The 17,027-nt window shown below is 40.7% G+C and carries 20 protein-coding genes and 1 pseudogene; 18 read left to right on the top strand and 3 right to left on the bottom strand.

Annotation, left to right across the window (positions count from 1 at the left end):
- Positions 1-132: 132 nt before the first annotated feature.
- The 7 genes from F7732_RS07975 to F7732_RS07945 all read left to right on the top strand — a co-directional run bounded on the left by F7732_RS07975 (position 133) and on the right by F7732_RS07945 (position 7,060).
- Positions 133-771 (top strand): O-methyltransferase, encoded by a 639-nt coding sequence (locus F7732_RS07975; protein ID WP_240056565.1) that lies wholly within the window; start codon positions 133-135, stop codon positions 769-771.
- A 5-nt stretch (positions 772-776) separates the two neighbouring features.
- The gene (locus tag F7732_RS07970) at positions 777-1,706 is read left to right on the top strand and encodes a peptidase U32 family protein (protein WP_151573367.1); all 930 of its coding nucleotides are present in this window, start codon (positions 777-779) and stop codon (positions 1,704-1,706) included.
- Positions 1,707-1,725: 19 nt separating this feature from the next.
- The gene (locus F7732_RS07965) at positions 1,726-2,994 is read left to right on the top strand and encodes a peptidase U32 family protein (RefSeq protein WP_151573366.1); all 1,269 of its coding nucleotides are present in this window, start codon (positions 1,726-1,728) and stop codon (positions 2,992-2,994) included.
- 3 nt (positions 2,995-2,997) lie between these two features.
- The gene (gene udk / locus F7732_RS07960; RefSeq protein WP_151573365.1) at positions 2,998-3,633 is read left to right on the top strand and encodes a uridine kinase; all 636 of its coding nucleotides are present in this window, start codon (positions 2,998-3,000) and stop codon (positions 3,631-3,633) included.
- A 199-nt stretch (positions 3,634-3,832) separates the two neighbouring features.
- Positions 3,833-4,309 (top strand): transcription elongation factor GreA, encoded by a 477-nt coding sequence (greA, locus tag F7732_RS07955; RefSeq protein ID WP_151573364.1) that lies wholly within the window; start codon positions 3,833-3,835, stop codon positions 4,307-4,309.
- A gap of 70 nt (positions 4,310-4,379) precedes the next feature.
- The gene (locus F7732_RS07950; RefSeq protein WP_151573363.1) at positions 4,380-6,146 is read left to right on the top strand and encodes a peptidoglycan D,D-transpeptidase FtsI family protein; all 1,767 of its coding nucleotides are present in this window, start codon (positions 4,380-4,382) and stop codon (positions 6,144-6,146) included.
- Between the two features lie 227 nt (positions 6,147-6,373).
- A complete protein-coding gene (locus tag F7732_RS07945) occupies positions 6,374-7,060 on the top strand; it encodes a YrrS family protein (protein ID WP_151573362.1) in 687 nt (228 codons plus the stop codon).
- Between the two features lie 236 nt (positions 7,061-7,296).
- Here F7732_RS07945 and F7732_RS07940 read toward each other — a convergent pair whose 3' ends face one another.
- A complete protein-coding gene (locus F7732_RS07940; protein ID WP_151573361.1) occupies positions 7,297-7,500 on the bottom strand; it encodes a DUF2536 family protein in 204 nt (67 codons plus the stop codon).
- A 174-nt stretch (positions 7,501-7,674) separates the two neighbouring features.
- On the opposite strand from F7732_RS07940, the gene F7732_RS07935 reads away from it, so the two are divergent.
- From F7732_RS07935 to F7732_RS07910, 6 genes are all read left to right on the top strand, one after another.
- Complete coding sequence (locus F7732_RS07935; protein ID WP_151573360.1) at positions 7,675-8,313, top strand: class I SAM-dependent methyltransferase; 639 nt, start codon at positions 7,675-7,677, stop codon at positions 8,311-8,313.
- Between the two features lie 18 nt (positions 8,314-8,331).
- A complete protein-coding gene (mtnN, locus tag F7732_RS07930; protein WP_151573359.1) occupies positions 8,332-9,036 on the top strand; it encodes a 5'-methylthioadenosine/S-adenosylhomocysteine nucleosidase in 705 nt (234 codons plus the stop codon).
- Positions 9,037-9,053: 17 nt separating this feature from the next.
- On the top strand, positions 9,054-9,977 hold the full coding sequence (locus F7732_RS07925) for a PLP-dependent cysteine synthase family protein (protein ID WP_151573358.1): 924 nt from the start codon (positions 9,054-9,056) through the stop codon (positions 9,975-9,977).
- A complete protein-coding gene (locus F7732_RS07920; protein WP_151573357.1) occupies positions 9,978-11,114 on the top strand; it encodes a bifunctional cystathionine gamma-lyase/homocysteine desulfhydrase in 1,137 nt (378 codons plus the stop codon). It abuts the gene before it with no gap.
- Between the two features lie 180 nt (positions 11,115-11,294).
- On the top strand, positions 11,295-11,552 hold the full coding sequence (locus F7732_RS07915; protein WP_066443250.1) for a YrhC family protein: 258 nt from the start codon (positions 11,295-11,297) through the stop codon (positions 11,550-11,552).
- Between the two features lie 589 nt (positions 11,553-12,141).
- Positions 12,142-12,282 carry a YrzI family small protein gene (locus F7732_RS07910; protein ID WP_080844821.1) on the top strand — a complete coding sequence of 47 codons (141 nt, stop codon included), beginning with the start codon at positions 12,142-12,144 and terminating at the stop codon, positions 12,280-12,282.
- 396 nt (positions 12,283-12,678) lie between these two features.
- Here the strand turns inward: F7732_RS07910 and F7732_RS22580 are convergent, their stop codons facing one another.
- On the bottom strand, positions 12,679-12,846 hold the full coding sequence (locus tag F7732_RS22580; protein ID WP_161598847.1) for a hypothetical protein: 168 nt from the start codon (positions 12,844-12,846) through the stop codon (positions 12,679-12,681).
- A 295-nt stretch (positions 12,847-13,141) separates the two neighbouring features.
- On the opposite strand from F7732_RS22580, the pseudogene sigK reads away from it, so the two are divergent.
- Both sigK and F7732_RS07900 read left to right on the top strand, forming a co-directional pair.
- Positions 13,142-13,576 (top strand): annotated as a pseudogene (gene sigK, locus F7732_RS07905) (RNA polymerase sporulation sigma factor SigK); the annotation flags it as partial.
- Between the two features lie 113 nt (positions 13,577-13,689).
- On the top strand, positions 13,690-14,049 hold the full coding sequence (locus tag F7732_RS07900; protein WP_151573356.1) for a hypothetical protein: 360 nt from the start codon (positions 13,690-13,692) through the stop codon (positions 14,047-14,049).
- 25 nt (positions 14,050-14,074) lie between these two features.
- Here F7732_RS07900 and F7732_RS07895 read toward each other — a convergent pair whose 3' ends face one another.
- Positions 14,075-15,631, bottom strand: coding sequence for a recombinase family protein (locus F7732_RS07895; protein ID WP_151573355.1), 1,557 nt, complete (start codon positions 15,629-15,631; stop codon positions 14,075-14,077).
- Positions 15,632-15,835: 204 nt separating this feature from the next.
- Here F7732_RS07895 and F7732_RS07890 point away from each other — a divergent pair, with 204 nt between their 5' ends.
- The 3 genes from F7732_RS07890 (at position 15,836) to F7732_RS23020 (ending at position 16,990) form a co-directional block, all read left to right on the top strand.
- Positions 15,836-16,081, top strand: a complete 246-nt coding sequence (locus tag F7732_RS07890) for a hypothetical protein (protein WP_151573354.1) — start codon at positions 15,836-15,838, stop codon at positions 16,079-16,081.
- Between the two features lie 84 nt (positions 16,082-16,165).
- Positions 16,166-16,522, top strand: coding sequence for a primase alpha helix C-terminal domain-containing protein (locus tag F7732_RS23025; protein ID WP_240056564.1), 357 nt, complete (start codon positions 16,166-16,168; stop codon positions 16,520-16,522).
- A 3-nt stretch (positions 16,523-16,525) separates the two neighbouring features.
- Complete coding sequence (locus F7732_RS23020) at positions 16,526-16,990, top strand: hypothetical protein (RefSeq protein WP_240056563.1); 465 nt, start codon at positions 16,526-16,528, stop codon at positions 16,988-16,990.
- Positions 16,991-17,027: the final 37 nt, after the last annotated feature.

Here is a 17,027-nt window from a genome sequence, read left to right as displayed (position 1 = left end):
TATAGAGTAGACGATAGCGTCAATCACGGTGTGGGCCGAATGGCTCGTTTTTTGCAAAAGTGCTGCTTTTGTACATGCTCCAGTGAACGCTATTTTTTCATGTCTAAATGGATAATAAGAGGTGAGGGCAGTTTGCAAAATGATAAGCTGCATACTTATATAGAAAAATTAACGAATGAACGCCATCCGCTGCTGATGGAAATGGAACAGTACGCAGAGGAAAATGGCGTTCCTATTATGGAATTGGTCGGAATTGAAGCCTTGCTTCAGTTGTTAAGAATTCAGCAGGCAAAATCAATCTTGGAGGTCGGAACGGCGATTGGCTATTCTGCCCTTCGGATGGCACTGACTTTACCTGAAAGCAAAATTGTCACATTAGAGAGAGACGAAGAACGAATCAAACTTGCCGGACAATATATCCAGCGTTCAGGACGAGAAGAGCAAATCATTCAGCTGACAGGAGATGCGCTTGAACTGGAGCAGGAAGTAAAGCATCATGGGCCATATGATGCCATTTTTATTGATGCGGCCAAAGGGCAATATCAGCGTTTCTTTGAAATGTATGCTCCTTTTTTAAAAGACGATGGTGTCATTGTCACGGATAATGTTTTATTTAAAGGACTAGTGTGTGAAGACGAGATTGAAAATAAGCGTATCCGCAGCTTAGTGAAAAAAATAAATCTGTTTAACGAATGGCTTATGTCACATGAAGACTACGACACAGTGATTCTTCCTGTAGGTGACGGTATAGCAATTAGTAAAAAGAGGTGAATAATATGAAAAAGCCTGAATTGTTAGTGACTCCTAAGTCAGTTCAGCATATTGAAGAGTTAATTTCTGCTGGTGCAGATGCATTTGTCATCGGGGAACAGCGTTATGGTCTGCGGCTGCCAGCTGAATTTTCCAGAGAAGATGTGAAACAAGCAATACAACTTGCACATTCACACGGGAAAAAAGTGTATGTAGCCATGAATGCTATTTTTCATAATGACCGTGTAACAGAGCTTGATGAGTATCTCTCCTTTTTAAATGAGGTACAAGCAGATGCTGTTATTTATGGTGATCCGGCTGTTCTAATGGCAGCGAAAGCAGCTGCGCCAAAAATGAAGCTTCATTGGAATACAGAAACCACTGCGACGAACTGGTATACATGTAACTACTGGGGAAGAAAAGGTTCAAAACGAGCAGTTCTTGCCCGGGAAATTAATATGGATGCCATTATTGAAATCAAAGAACATGCTGAGGTTGAAATTGAGGTTCAAGTGCATGGCATGACAGCGATGTTCCAATCAAAGCGTTCCCTGCTTGGTAATTACTATGAGTATCAAGGAAAAGCATTAAAGGTTGAAAATAGAACACAGGAAGATAATATGTTCCTGCATGATAAAGAACGTGAAAATAAATATCCGATTTTTGAAGATGAAAATGGTACACATATCATGAGTCCCAATGATATCTGCATCATTGATGAGCTTCAGGAGCTCATCGAAGCTGGCATTGATTCATTTAAAATTGATGGAATTTTAAAAAGTGAAGAGTATATTACGACAATTACTGGGCTTTACCGCAAAGCGATTGATATCTGCAGCAAAGATCCAGACGAATATGAAGATATAAAAGACGAGCTTTTGCAGCAGGTAGAAGAAATTCAGCCGGCAAACAGATCGCTTGATACAGGCTTTTTCTTTAAAGAAACGGTTTATTAATAGCAGAAGGAGGCAGCATATGACGACCTTGAGTGATAGAGTTTCAGAAATCGTCGACGGAAAGCGTGTCATTGTGAAAAAGCCAGAGCTTCTTGCACCAGCAGGAAATCTGGAAAAACTAAAAATCGCTGTGCATTATGGGGCAGATGCTGTTTTTATTGGCGGTCAGGAATATGGCCTTCGCTCAAATGCGGGCAACTTTACGTTTGAGGAAATGAAAGAGGGCGTTGAATTTGCCCGGAAGTATGGTGCGAAAATCTATGTTACAACCAACATTTTTGCACATAATGAAAACATTGATGGTCTTGAAGACTATTTAAAAGGATTACAGGAAGCTGGAGTGGCAGGCATTATTGTTGCAGATCCGCTTATTATTGAAACATGCCGCCGTGTAGCGCCGGATGTTGAAGTGCATTTAAGCACGCAGCAGTCCCTGTCTAACTGGAGAGCCGTTCAATTCTGGAAAGAAGAAGGCTTAGAGCGTGTCGTGCTTGCCCGTGAAACGAGTGCAGAGGACATTCAGGAAATGAAGGAAAAGGTTGATATTGAGATTGAAACCTTTATTCATGGTGCAATGTGTATTGCTTATTCTGGACGCTGTACGCTGAGCAACCATATGACAGCACGTGATTCCAACCGCGGCGGATGCTGTCAATCATGCCGCTGGGATTATGATTTATATCAGCTTGAAGATGAAAAAGAAGTACCGCTTTTCACTGATGATGATGAAGCATTTGCGATGAGTCCTAAGGATTTGAAGCTGGTTGAATCCATTCCGCGCATGATTGAGATGGGCATTGATAGCTTGAAAATCGAAGGAAGAATGAAGTCTATTCACTATATTGCAACAGTTGTCAGCGTATACCGCAAAGTGATTGACGCTTACTGTGCAGATCCAGAAAACTTTGTAATCAAGCCAGAGTGGCTAAAAGAGCTTGATAAATGTGCAAACAGAGAAACAGCTCCAGCCTTTTTTGAGGGCGTACCTGGGGTTCAAGAGCAAATGTTTGGCAATCATAGCAAGAAAACAAACTTTGACTTTGTCGGACTTGTTCTTGATTATAATGAAGAAACACAAGTGGTTACACTGCAGCAGCGTAACTTCTTTAAACCGGGTGAAGAGGTTGAATTCTTTGGCCCGGAAATCGAAAATTTCAAGGTTGTTGTGGATAAAATTTGGGACGAAAAAGGCAATGAACTGGATGCAGCACGTCATCCATTGCAAATTGTACATTTCAAAGTGGATCAGCCCGTTTACCCGAATAACATGATGCGGAAGGAGATTTAAAAAATGAGTCGCAAACCAGTTGTTATCGGTGTAGCAGGGGGCTCAGGCTCTGGAAAAACAAGCGTTACAAAGTCTATCTATGAAAGCTTTAAGGGGCACTCTATCTTGCTGCTTGAACAGGATTACTATTATAAAGATCAGGGGCATCTTCCTTTTGAGGAACGGTTAAAAACCAATTATGATCATCCTCTTGCATTTGATAATGATCTGCTTATTGAACATATTCAAAAATTGCTTAATCATGAGGAGATTGCTAAGCCAGTCTATGATTATGCGATGCACACAAGATCAGATGAATTTATTATGGTTGAACCAAAGGATGTTATTATTTTAGAAGGTATTTTAGTCTTAGAGGACGAACGCCTCCGCAATCTTATGGATATCAAGCTTTTTGTTGATACAGATGCAGATTTGCGCATAATTCGCCGTTTGTTTAGAGACATTAAAGAGCGTGGACGTTCAATGGATTCTGTTATTGAACAATATGTGAACGTTGTTCGGCCAATGCATAATCAATTTATTGAACCGACGAAAAGATATGCTGATGTGATTATCCCTGAGGGTGGTCATAATCATGTGGCGATTGACTTAATGGTCACAAAAATCAAAACAATTCTTGAACAAAAGTCTATTTTATGAAACAATAGCATAGAAAATGTAAGGAACATATTTTCTTAAAAGGATTGACACATCGTGTTAATGCTTTATAATGGATGAAATAATGCGCGCCCTTTTTAAAAGGACGCGCTCCTGTGCATTTTAACTAAAATGTGAACAGTGTACATATATTTTGACACAAATGCCCTTTGGGTGTGTGAATACAGAAGGAGTGAAGATCTTGGCTACAGAAAAAGTATTTCCAATGACACAGGCAGGAAAAGAAAAGCTTGAACAAGAATTAGAACAATTAAAATCAGTTAAGCGTAAAGAAGTAGTTGAAAGAATTAAGATTGCCCGCAGTTTCGGTGATCTATCAGAAAACTCTGAGTATGATTCTGCAAAAGAGGAACAAGCATTTGTTGAAGGCAGAATCACAACGCTTGAAAATATGATCCGCAATGCTAAAATAATTGAAGAAGAAGATATGAGCACAGATGGTGTTTCTTTAGGCCGCTCTGTGACATTCGTTGAACTTCCAGACGGTGATGAAGAAACGTATACAATCGTGGGAAGTGCTGAAGCTGATCCTTTCGATGGGAAAATCTCAAACGATTCTCCAATCGCGAAAAGCTTGCTTGGACGCAAAGTTGGGGATGAAGTAACTGTTCAAACACCAGGCGGTGACATGAACGTCCGCATCGTAACAATTAAGTAAGCGGTTTTATTTTAACTTCATAAGTTTGAAATACCGAAACCTCGTCAAAACTTTTGACGAGGTGTTTTTTATGTGGAGAAAAAGAGCTGTTTTTATTTTAGCTGCTTGTATGATTCTGCTGTCAGTTCTATTAGGACGACTTGCACAGATCCAATTGCTTCAAACTGAAAATTTCACAGAGAATGGGATCAACTTATTAGAAGCGAGTGTACAGCAGAGATCTCAGGAAATGGTCTTAGATACCGGCAGAGGCAATTTTTTAGACCGTCATGGTAATCCGCTTACACATACTTACAAACCAGTACTTATACTATTTCCTTTTTTAGCAAACATGGATTGGGATGTGAAGCTGGTTTCTGATATAACAGGAGCTTCAGAATATGCCTTAAGACATGCGGTTGAGCAGGCAAAAGAGCCGATTGCTTATGGAGAACCAAAACCGCTGGAGCTGACAAGTGCGCAAATGGATCAAATCAACGAGCTGCAAATTCCTGGCGTTTTTGCGGTAGATAAGAAATATCATCTTCTGGATAATCCCGCAGAACAATTAATTGGCATCACCAGTATGAACAAGGAGGTCGTCCAGCAGCGTTATCCGGACAAGCAGCTTTCTGAAGATACGATGGTGGGCGTTACCGGAATGGAGAAAAGCTTCGACGAATTTCTGCTGCCAGAGGGAAATTCTAAGCTTGTTTATCATGTGGATGCGATTGGAGGGCCTTTGTTTGGAATTGATGTTAAATATGTTGAGCCTGCAAACCCGTATTATCCCGTCAATATTCGGACGACACTTGATCATGATCTCCAAGAAATAGCCGAAGAGCTTACAGACAAGCATGAAATTAAGAGAGGCGGTTTAGTATTAATCGATATTGAAACCAACTCCGTGCTTGCATCGGTTTCGCGGCCAGCGATTAACAAAAATAATCCTTTTGATGAAGAGACAGGCGGGAGCGAAAATCTCATGGTCAAGCAGCAGATTATGGGCTCTGTTTTTAAGACGGTCGTAGCCGCTGCTGCAATTGATTATAAACTGACCGACTCTAGCCGTTTGTTTGATTGCAGCAAAACAATTACTGGTGATCCTGATTTAAACTATGATCATGGAATGCTGAATTTTAATGATAGTTTTGCGAGAAGCTGTAATAATACATTTGCCACACTGGCAAAAGAATTAAAAGAGATCGACCCGCATATATTGGAGGAGTACGCCGAAAAGCTCTCATTGACAGGCGGAGTTGGCTGGCATGGGGATCTCTATCATCTTGAAGACTTCCATCAGCTGCAGGACGAAGAAGAAGGCAGAGTCTTTTTATCAGAGGATGCGAGAGAGGACAGTAATTTCGTCGGTTTAACAGGAATTGGCCAGCATGAGGTCCGGGCAACACCGCTTGCGGTTGCTAATATGATGGCAGCCATTGCAAGAGGAGGGAAAAAAGAAATGGTTCGTGTCGCATCTGGCGTAGAATATAAGAACCATACATCTTTGCTCGAATTTAAAGAAAAACCGCTTGCTGGAGAAAATGTATCTCCTTATACAGCCATAAATATGCAAAAGCTATTGAGAGAGGTTGTCCTCGATGAAGAAGGGACAGGCAGATGGTTTCAAAACTTGCCATATGCTGTAGCTGGAAAATCGGGAACCGCGCAAACTGGTGCTATGTCAGGCGGAGTCGAACTCCATAATAAATGGTTTGCAGGCTATTTTCCATACGAACAGCCGAAATATGCGCTTGTAGCCGTTAATCTTGGAGTACCGGCCAATTCAGGCGGAGTCAATCCTCTTTTTGCCGAAATGGTGGAAAAGCTGCATGCTTATGATCAGGAAAACAACTAATGTGAGAAAATGAAACTTTTGGACTGGCATTCCCGTCATATATAGGTGAATGCAGAGAGTTCTGCTGGTGCCATTTTCCCTTTTAGCCTGAAGAAGAATAGGATTCTTTTTGTTTTTCTGCTATTCATGGTAGAATGGTTTTCAGCAAATCTGTCTATAGAATTTGCATAAAAAATATGGACACAATATTGTCTAATTAAAGAATGTCTTTTTGGGAGGAGAACACGATGAAAGGCAATCAAGAGGAATATTCCAGATATGGAAAAAGATCAAAGCGTAAAAAAACCAACATCATTTTAAATAGTTTAATTGTGGTTGTATTATTGCTGATCATCATCGTTTCCTATACCGTTTTTTCAGGAAATGACAATGATAACCAGGCAGCAAACGGAACGGAAAATGAGGAACAGACAACAGAAACCAATGAAAATGAACCTGGCGACACCTCAGAGGATGTAACAGAGCCATCTGACACGGAAGATGAAGAAACACCACAAGATCAGGAAACGTCTGAAAATGAAAATGAAGAAAATGAAGAACAGACTTCTGATGAAGTAGCGCCGGCTGATTCCAGTCAGGATGTCGTTACAGAAGGAAGTGAGGGTTCCAACATCATCCGCACAATTCAAAATCCAGCGTGGCAGCCAGTAGGCACTGTGCAGACGGAGCACCCTGGTGCGATTTATGACTCTAGTTCAGTGGACTGGCAGGAAAGTGTGAAAGCGATCACCTATGCGACTGGTTTAGCCGAAGAAAATATGACCATCATCTTCCTTGGCAATAACGGCGTCAATAAATCCGTTGCAACAGTTCGCTCAAAAGACCGAACTGAAAACTACCGTGTTTATATTGATTGGATTGACGGCGAAGGCTGGAAGCCAGTGAAGGTGGAAGAGCTTAGGGAGATTCAATAGAAATTAAAGAGGAAAGCCACTCATGTGAGTGGCTTTTGCTGTTTAATGTTAGCTTGACGTACTAGTTCCACAAGTTGTCCAAGCTAATCGGGCATTTCAGCTTTTCTATATGTCTAGCTCCAGGCGCTGGGACTCGAGATCATAAAGGATAAGCCAGAGGAAAGGTCAAATACGCCCTTTCCTCTGGACTCATCTTAAGTTTGTTGTGCCTATGAAAGGAGCTTCTGCTTTTCTTGCTATTTCGCCTTAAAATGCACAACCGCCGTAAAAAAAGTTTTCCCTTTTTCATCCACATGCATCTGATGGCCAACATGATGAACGCGCAGCATTAAAGGTTTATTTTCCTCGATTTGAGCGTTGATTTTTGCCTCCAATGCTTTTAAGTCGACCGCCTCGAAAAATTCCACTTTATCTTCAATATAATCAAAATGAATATTCATGAGTTTAAGATCCTCTCTTTTACGATGTTATGCTTATTTTATACCAATAAAAATTTCTTGAAAAGGAGAGTTGATAATTGAAAGTTGACACTTCCTATGGTACATTGGGAACAAGTTTTGATTTAATTCATAGTATACTCATAGGAATTATAAGTTTATGGAGAGTGAGTACAAATGGGAAAAGAATTTCTAGAGCTTTTTGAAAATTGGGCAGACAGTTATGATGATACCGTTACAGGGCATGATATTGAGTATAAAGAAGTCTTTAAACATTATGATCCTTTATTAGAGGAAGTGGCAAAACGCTCTTCTGGAAGGGTGCTGGAATTTGGTCCGGGCACGGGGAATCTGACAAGGAAGCTATTAGACAATGGTTTAACTGTTACGGGTATCGAGCCTTCCCCCGCGATGAGAAAAGTAGCACAAACCAAGCTAGCCGGGGAAGCTGAGATTCTCGATGGCGATTTCCTTCACTTTGCGATCAAAGGACAGGTGGATACGATTGTCAGCAGTTATGCTTTTCACCATCTGACAGATGAAGAGAAAGGCTATGCCATTAGCAATTATGGAAAACTTCTTCCCTCTGGTGGTAAAATAGTGTTTGCGGACACAATGTATGAAACCAAGGACGCATATGAGGAAGCAATTGCTTCTGCACAGGAAAACGGCTTCCATAATTTAGCTGAAGACTTGCAAAGGGAATATTACACAACCATCCCTGTTTTAAAAGCCTTCATGGAACAAAACAACTTTACAGTAACATTTTCTCGTGTAAATGATTTTGTCTGGATTATGGAAGGAGTTAAAAAATAAGGAAGAGGTAAAAAAACAATGAAAATCGCAATTATCGGAGCAATGGAAGAAGAAGTAACGATCCTACGAGACAAAATAACGAATCAAACAGTCGAAACAATTGCAGGCTGCGAATATACAACAGGTGAGATGGATGGAGCAGATGTGATCCTGCTTCGTTCTGGAATTGGAAAAGTCAATGCGGCTATGTCTACAACCGTTTTATTGGACCGCTTTAAGCCGGATTATGTCATTAATACAGGTTCTGCTGGCGGCTTAAATCCAAAACTGAATGTAGGAGATGTCGTTATCTCAACAGAATTAAGGCACCATGATGTGGATGCCACGGCTTTTGGCTATGAATATGGCCAAGTGCCGCAAATGCCTGCAGCTTATACGGCGGATGAAAAGCTTGTGAAAATTGCAGAAGAGTGTGCAAAAGAATCAGGCGACATTCAAGTAGTGCGCGGATTAATCGCAACAGGAGATTCGTTTATGAGCGACCCTGTACGTGTAGAGGCAGTGAGAGAAAAGTTTGAAGATTTGCAGGCAGTTGAAATGGAAGCAGCTGCAATTGCACAGGTTTGTCACCAATTTAACATTCCATTTGTCGTGATTCGATCTCTATCCGATATCGCCGGCAAGGAATCTGATATTTCATTCGACAAGTTTCTTGAAACAGCAGCATTGCATTCAGCAAACTTAGTCATGAGCATTACTTCTTCCATTAAAAATAATGGCTAAAAAAGGAATTGATTGGCTTGAACGTATATAAAAACATTCACGAATTAATCGGCCATACTCCTATCGTTGAAATCACCCAGTTCAAGCTTCCGAAGGCTGTCCGCCTTTTTGCGAAGCTCGAATTTATGAATCCTGGCGGCAGTGTGAAAGACCGCCTTGGCCAGGAGCTTTTACATGCGGCTTTTGCCAGCGGAAAGTTGAAGGAAGGCGGCACTGTGATTGAGCCGACAGCCGGAAATACGGGCATTGGCTTGGCGCTTGCTGCCATCAATCGTGGAGTAAAGGTCATGGTCTGCATGCCCGAGAAATTCAGTATCGAAAAGCAGGAAATAATGAAGGCACTAGGAGCGGAAATTATCCATACGCCAACAAGCGAAGGAATGGCTGGTGCCATCAGAAAGGCGAAGGAATTATTAAAGGAAATTCCTGACTCATATTGCCCGCAGCAATTCGCAAATCCGGCTAATCCAGACACCTACTATAAGACACTTGGACCAGAACTTTATAAGCAGATGGACGGTCAGTTGGATATTTTCGTAGCTGGTGCAGGAACCGGCGGCACATTCATGGGAACAGCCCGCTACTTAAAGGAACAGAATGACCAAATCAAAACAGTGATTGTGGAACCAGAAGGCTCTATTTTAAATGGAGGACAATCTGGCCCTCACAAAACAGAAGGAATTGGCATGGAGTTTTTGCCAGACTATATGGATCCTGCTTATTTTAACGAGATTCATACCATTTTGGATATTGATGCGTTCGCACGAGTAAAAGAGCTGGCACAAAAGGAAGGTTTACTGGTTGGAAGTTCTTCAGGAGCCGCTTTTCATGCTGCCCTGGAGGAAGCGAAAAAGGCACCGGAAGGAACCAATATCGTGGTTATTTTCCCGGATGCCAGTGAACGATACTTAAGTAAAAAGATTTTCGATGGAGGTATTTAAATGAAAAGAAAAACAAAGCTGATACACGGCGGTATCGCAGGTGACCCGCATACTGGCGCTGTATCTGTTCCCATTTACCAGGTTAGTACTTACAAGCAGGAGAGCGTAGGAAAGCATAGCGGGTTTGAATATTCCCGTACAGGCAACCCAACTCGCCATGCGTTAGAAGAACTGATCAAAGATTTGGAAGGCGGCCATGCTGGATTTGCCTTTGGTTCAGGAATGGCGGCCATTACAGCTGTTATGATGCTGTTTAAGAGCGGCGATCATGTGATTTTAACAGACGATGTTTACGGGGGTACTTTCCGTGTTATGTCAAAAGTGTTAAATCGCTTTGGAATTGAGTCTACGTTTGTAGATACAAGCAATTTGGACAATATTGAGAAGGCGGTTCAATCGAATACAGTTGCATTGTATTTAGAAACACCGACAAACCCGCTTTTGAAAATTACAGATATCGAAGGTGCAGTGGCAGAAGCGAAAAAGCATAATCTGCTGACAATCGTTGATAATACATTCTCAACTCCTTACTGGCAGACACCAATCGAAAATGGTGCTGATATTGTTCTGCACAGTGCAACGAAGTACATTGGCGGCCATAGTGATGTCGTGGCAGGACTAGTGGTTGTGAACAGTGAAAAATTAGCAGAAGATCTGCATTTTGTGCAAAATTCCACAGGCGGCGTACTTGGACCGCAGGATTCTTGGCTGTTGATGCGCGGCATTAAAACATTGGGCGTGCGCATGGAAGAAACTGAGAAAAATACACATGATATAGTAGAGTTCTTAAAAAATCACCCTGCTGTTGAAAAGGTATTCTACCCAGGTCTAGAAGAGCATCCAAACCATGAGATTGCCAAAAAACAGGCTGGTGGCTTTGGCGGAATGGTTTCCTTTGATGTCGGCAGCGGCGAAAATGCTGATAAGCTTCTTAAAAAGATTAAATACTTCACGCTCGCAGAAAGCCTTGGTGCGGTAGAAAGCTTAATTTCAGTGCCAGCACGAATGACACATGCATCGATTCCGGCAGAACGCAGAGCGGAACTGGGCATTACAGAAGGTCTTGTGCGCATTTCGGTTGGATTAGAAGATGCGGAAGATTTAATTGAAGATTTGAAGAATGCGTTGGAAGATTAATACTGATGCTTGAGACTCTCCTTGACGGGGAGTCTTTTTTTAGCAGTATGGGATATGTGCTTATGCAGCTGAATCACGGTTTTATTTACAATATTTACATATACTATCACCCTGCCAGGCATGTTACAGTAGATTTATAGTTTTTAAAGAGAGAGACATACACATCAACGGGGTGATGAGATGAAACAAAATGCAAAAGGTTTATATGAAAAAATGCTAGATTTCAAACGATTTGCGATCTCCCTTCTGGCTGTAGGCTCGTTTTTTTATTTAGGAATGATCTTGCCAACGGAACAAGCATTGGCTGATTCACATATTATGACAGCAGCATCTGTCTTCTTTTTAGCAGGAGCGATCTTCTTTTTTGTGCGCTCACGTAAATGTCGTTCTTTACTTGCAGAAACTGAAGGCGGCGACGAATATTTAATGAAGAAATAAAAACGCCTGAGAGGCGTTTTTTTGTGCGGTTCTTTTGTGCGGTTCTTTTGGGGGTGCAGTGCTTTGTGTGATGTGAGGGAAGGGGTTTGGCGGATAAAATGTCGTTTTTGGCGGATAAATGAAAATAACGGCGGAAATTTTTTTAAAAGCGCGGATAAAATCCATTTAACGGCGGAAATATTTCCTGGACAGCGGATATCTGATTTTCGAAACAGCAAATACATACGAAATGTTTGCTGTTTCGCGGCCATTCAGTAGGCAAGTCAACATTTTTGCACAATTTTTCAAATTGTTGTTTACAAAATTGGTTTTTGTGGATATACTTACCAATGTAAGTGGAAAATTCTAAAAGGAGGTCGAAGAAAATGATGATGAAATTTAGTGTTATTGAACAATTGAATCAAACTTCATATGTAACGAATTCGACCGACTTGGACTGGATCGCTTAATTTAATTTTATCTATCCATGCCGCAGGGAGATTCGTTTCCTGCGGCATTTTTGTGCCCTTTTGCCGCAGGAGCAGTATGCCCTGCGGCTTTTTGCTGCCCAAAAATAGGCTTAAGGATAGAAAAAAAGGAGGTGGTATGCATGACCCTAAATATTCTGTTTTTCACCGTTACCATTCATAAGCGCAAGATGACAACAGAAGATGCTCTTCGCGAAGAAATGTGTCACAAGCTAATGGAAGAAAACCGTGATCGTCAATTCTCACTTTACGGCAGATTTTAATTTTAAGAACAAAATTACAAGGAAAGGCGGGGAATAAGATGTTATTTATGATGCAAGGCAGGCTGGCAATATTCTATGTGGAGAAGGACTCCACCTAACGGCAAAGGGGAGTGGTATACATGTCATTGCATATACTCATTTTCACATTAGGTTTTAGGCGCAGAAAAACCAAGAAAAGTCACATGGATTAACAAAATGTTCACAACCCCTTTGATCCACCATGAATCAGCTATGCTACATTAAAGGTAAGAAATGGTGATAAGGGGTGGAGGCATGTTTATAATCGTGATGGGATTGGTTATATGCGGATCAATTGGCTGCATTATCGCCGCCGAAGTCAGTGTGGAATAGAAGAAAAGGATCAGCATCTGGGTGCTGATCCTTTTTAATATTGAGCTATTGCCGTCTATCCCTCGGAAAAAACCACAAAAATGCCACAATCGCAATCGCCGCAGCCATAATAAGAATCGGCCTTAGGGCAAATCCATTAAAAATAAGCTCTCCAGTTGAAGCCAAAACAATGATGATGAGCGTAATAGCCAAGATAATTTTCTGTGCAGGCAAGTCTCTAACCTCTTTCAACTATGATATTTTTATCATACAGAAAAAGGGGAGAGTTTGTCTAATGAGGCATAAAATTCACCCAAGAGATCATACGAAGCAGATGGTCTGAATAAGGCGTATTATTTTAAAAAATTATTGAACAGAAAATTATTGCTCTTAAGTCCGCTATGACTGTACGAAATAGGTTAAACCCAAATAATGCTAATTAAAATATGAAGTAGGACAGACAAAAACAACTCCGCCCTCACATAGGAATTAGGTATAGGAAAAAGTCTTGAAAGCGGGGGTGGCAGAAATGTCCGGAATTTTAACAGCACTCGGATTTATGGTAAAGGAAATCATCTTCCTTGTTTCATACGTAAAAAACAATGCCTTTCCACAGCCGCTGTCAGCAGCAGATGAGAAAAAATATTTGCGGCTAATGGCAGAAGGCGATGCCCATGCGCGCAATATGCTGATTGAGCATAACTTACGGCTTGTTGCCCATATTGTGAAAAAATTTGAAAATACAGGTGAAGATTCTGAAGACCTGATCTCGATTGGAACAATCGGCTTAATCAAAGCGATTGAAAGCTATTCAGAAGGCAAAGGAACAAAGCTCGCGACATACGCAGCCAGATGTATTGAAAATGAAATCCTCATGCATCTGAGAGCGCTGAAGAAGACAAAGAAAGATGTCTCACTGCATGATCCGATTGGGCAGGATAAGGAAGGGAATGAATTAACCCTAACATGTTATCCGTTCTAAAAAATCCCTTAACAAAAGGGTTTCTTACAGCCGAAATTGTTGTACAATGTATGTATATAAAAAGTGAACGAATTTCTAGGGAGGAGAATTTCTTAATGAGTGAACAATTGCTGCAGCAGCTCTTACAAGAGTTAAAAGAAATAAAGACAGCACAGCAGACACAGAATTCTTCAATAAAATCACTGAAAGCTTCAATGGGAGAGAAATTTGCAGAAGTAAATAATAATTTTGAAGATGTAAATATCAGATTTGATGAAGTAAATAAAAGGTTTGAAGAAGTAAATACAAAAATAGATAAGTTATCAGATAAAATGGATCTGCAGCATATTGAAAATGTGAATGCGGATAATCGTTTGATGAATGATTTAAATACGTTAAAAGATAGTGTGATCTTTGTTAATCGCAAAGTGGCTGACGCTGAGCTTGAAATCAATAGCCTGAAAAATCGCATGTAAGAAAAAGCCCTCTAATTGAAGGGCTTTATTTATTTAATTTTGGATATAGGATCAATTGAAAGTCATCACGCCACTGATGTTTTTCTTTCCGATAAACAGCTTTTTCAAGAACACTCTTGAGAAGGCTGTTTTTCCGTTTGGGATCATCGCTTCTGTAATAGAGATCCAGGACATGTTCTACCTGTGGAATAATTTTTTGTTTGGCTTGCTGCCGTTCTTCTTCCAGGCTTAGTGAATCTTTAGCTGATTCGATGGCAGCGTTTATTTCCTCTGTACGCTGAGATAAATGCCGAGATCGTTCTAAGAAAACTTTCTCCGTATAAATTCCACGCTCCAGTAAATCGTGTAGCTTGTGCTGCTGCTTCTCTGTTTCAACTAATTCACGTTCTAGTTTAACTAGTGCAGTTCGATTGAATTCTGCCAGCTCCAATTCGCCGTCGCTATCTTCATTTACTCTCATTTCCCAATCAGCTTTATATGCTTCTAACCATTGCTCTAAGGACTCTATAATTCGTCTTTCTATTAATTCAAAATTACTTGCCTTGTTATCACAGCGAGGATTGTTGTAGCACTTAATATGTGGCTTCTGTGTTGTGTAAGGACGGTACACCATCTTGGCTCCGCATTTATCACAAACAACAATACCAGCTAAAGGATTTGTAATGCCATTTACTAGCTGATAGGGAACATGATAACGACCTTTTAAGACTTCCTGTGCTTTCTGGAACAGCTCCATGCTGATGATTGGCTCGTGCTTCCCTTCAACATCAATCCATTGTTCTTTTGGTTTGGTTGCTATTTCTTTCGTTTTATGAGGATCAGAAGATTTCGTTGTCTTGGTCTTTCCCCATTGTATTCTGCCGGCATAAACAGCATTTTTGATTACACTTAAAACGGAGCTATTTGACCATTTGTTGCCTTTGGCTGTTTTATAGCCAAGCTCATTCAGTTTATTGGCAATCATGGCAGCCCCTATTCTTACTTCTGGATCATCATGGGTGTACCAGTCAAAAATCATTTTTACCACAGAAGATTGTTCTTCATGAGGTTCTAGTGATCGACCATCTTTTAAAGGCTTAATCTTATAACCATAGGGAGGTGTAGTGCCGATATAGTTCCCTGCTTCAACACTAGCCAAGCGACCACGCTGCAAACGTCTTGTGATGATCTTTAATTCTTTACGAGCCATAAACGCTTCAAACTCGCTATATTCTTCATCCCATTCATCATGAAGGTCATAAGTCTTTCTTGGTGTAATGATCTTAGTATTAGCTTCCTTAAACGTTTCTAAGATCAAGCCTTGCTCCTTCATTCCTCCACGGCCTAGTCGGTCCATATCCATGCAAATAACTGCATCATATTTATGTGCTTCCACTTCATTTAGCAGCTGCATCATGGCAGGACGGTGCATTAAACTTTCACCAGAAACGATCTCTTCATAAATCTTTATTATATTTAGTTGAAGTTCACTAGCAACCTTTAACAATGCCTTTTTATGTTTAGCTAATGTTTCCCCTTCACCACGTGATTCGGCCTCAATATCGGCTCTTGACTTCCTCAAATACATGGCTACTTTGTTCATGCTGTTCTTCACCCCGATCCCTATTTAATGTATATGCATTATCCTTTAATTTAGCATTTCGATGCACGTGATCAACTCGATACTGGCAAACCTCTTCGGAGACTTTGAACATCTTTGAAGAGAGAAAATTATCGTAAAAACAATCATTTTAAAAAATATAAATAAATTATCGGACAGCAGCGTTTTAAAAGGAAGGTGAAAAGAATGTCAACAAATACAGGGGTCGTCCCTCAATGCTTGAGTCATACACATGTTTCAAGAGGTGATTTGCTTATGAAGCAGAAGGTTTATGACGCAACTTATGAAATAGGCAATACAGTCGTTCATATTGTTGCACCGCCTAAAAAAACACAAGCAGAAGTGGATCAAATATTAAAAGAATTTCATCGCTGCGGTTGGTCCATTTTAGAAGAAATTGAAGAGAAGATGCGACAGAAAAAAGATCAATGAACAGAAAAATGGCAGTAGGTTTCGCCGACCTACTGCCAAATAATAAACATAAATAAATAGCTGCATGATGGTAAGCTGTCTGAAATGCCGATATACTTTGAGCGTTTGAAAAAGCTAAACAAAGATGGAAGGCCTTTTCCTGTTCCAATGAATGAAGGCGGACGGAATAATGCCATGTATGCTCACGCTTGCCGTCTTGTTGAATTTGGTTATGACCAGGACGAGATTCATGAGATTACTAGCTTTATTAATAAGTATTTGTTTTTACCGCCACTGGATCATAACGAGTACATAGCGACTTATAAAAGCGCCTTGCAACGAGTTCCAAGTGGGAAAATGTATGGAGGATCAGCACCTCCAGCCAATCCTCCAGTGAAGCAAGCAACCGATCCACAAAAAGAACCTAAATTCAATTTAACCGAAGTCGGCAATGCGGAATGACTTGTGCATCGAAACGGCAGCAATTTACGCTTTTGCATTGAATTTGAAGAGTGGCTGTTATGGAACGGTAAGACATGGATTGAGGATAAAAAGAAACAAATTGAGCGCATCGCTTTAAAAACGTTTCGTGAAATTTTTACAGAAGCAGCCAAGGAAGAAGATATGAGCCGAAGAAATGAGCTTGTCAAATTGGCGCAATCCAGTGAAAAAAGCTCCTTTTTCCTTAATAGTATAGCTCGATCCGAAGCCATGCTCCCGATCAGCCAGGACGATTTGAATAAGGATCGGTTTAAGCTGAATTGTGCGAATGGAGTTGTGGATCTGAAAACAGGAGACTTGCTGCCACATAATCGTGCTTTATATATGACGAAAAACACTCATATTAACTTTTTGAAAGAAGCTGAATGTCCAACATGGATCGGCTTTCTGGAGAGCATTATGAAGGATGAACAGGGAAATGTGAAATAAGATCTAATTGATTTTCTCCAAAAGGCAATGGGTACAC

This window comes from Bacillus mesophilum (assembly GCF_008923265.1).
In the GTDB taxonomy this organism is placed as follows: Bacteria; Bacillota; Bacilli; order Bacillales; family Cytobacillaceae; genus Cytobacillus; species Cytobacillus mesophilum.
Note: the sequence above shows the minus strand (reverse complement) of the source record. Positions and strands in the feature narration are given on the sequence as shown.

Bases quoted from the DNA above. Each gene is read 5' to 3' on its own strand.
- F7732_RS07970 (WP_151573367.1), top strand. From the start codon at position 777: ATGAAAAAGCCTGAATTGTTAGTGACTCCTAAGTCAGTTCAGCATATT.
- F7732_RS07965 (WP_151573366.1), top strand. From the start codon at position 1,726: ATGACGACCTTGAGTGATAGAGTTTCAGAAATCGTCGACGGAAAGCGT.
- udk (WP_151573365.1), top strand. From the start codon at position 2,998: ATGAGTCGCAAACCAGTTGTTATCGGTGTAGCAGGGGGCTCAGGCTCT.
- F7732_RS07950 (WP_151573363.1), top strand. From the start codon at position 4,380: ATGTGGAGAAAAAGAGCTGTTTTTATTTTAGCTGCTTGTATGATTCTG.
- F7732_RS07945 (WP_151573362.1), top strand. From the start codon at position 6,374: ATGAAAGGCAATCAAGAGGAATATTCCAGATATGGAAAAAGATCAAAG.
- F7732_RS07940 (WP_151573361.1), bottom strand. From the start codon at position 7,500: ATGAATATTCATTTTGATTATATTGAAGATAAAGTGGAATTTTTCGAG.
- F7732_RS07935 (WP_151573360.1), top strand. From the start codon at position 7,675: ATGGGAAAAGAATTTCTAGAGCTTTTTGAAAATTGGGCAGACAGTTAT.
- mtnN (WP_151573359.1), top strand. From the start codon at position 8,332: ATGAAAATCGCAATTATCGGAGCAATGGAAGAAGAAGTAACGATCCTA.
- F7732_RS07920 (WP_151573357.1), top strand. From the start codon at position 9,978: ATGAAAAGAAAAACAAAGCTGATACACGGCGGTATCGCAGGTGACCCG.
- F7732_RS07915 (WP_066443250.1), top strand. From the start codon at position 11,295: ATGAAACAAAATGCAAAAGGTTTATATGAAAAAATGCTAGATTTCAAA.
- F7732_RS07910 (WP_080844821.1), top strand. From the start codon at position 12,142: ATGACCCTAAATATTCTGTTTTTCACCGTTACCATTCATAAGCGCAAG.
- F7732_RS07900 (WP_151573356.1), top strand. From the start codon at position 13,690: ATGAGTGAACAATTGCTGCAGCAGCTCTTACAAGAGTTAAAAGAAATA.
- F7732_RS07895 (WP_151573355.1), bottom strand. From the start codon at position 15,631: ATGAACAAAGTAGCCATGTATTTGAGGAAGTCAAGAGCCGATATTGAG.
- F7732_RS07890 (WP_151573354.1), top strand. From the start codon at position 15,836: ATGTCAACAAATACAGGGGTCGTCCCTCAATGCTTGAGTCATACACAT.
- F7732_RS23025 (WP_240056564.1), top strand. From the start codon at position 16,166: ATGCCGATATACTTTGAGCGTTTGAAAAAGCTAAACAAAGATGGAAGG.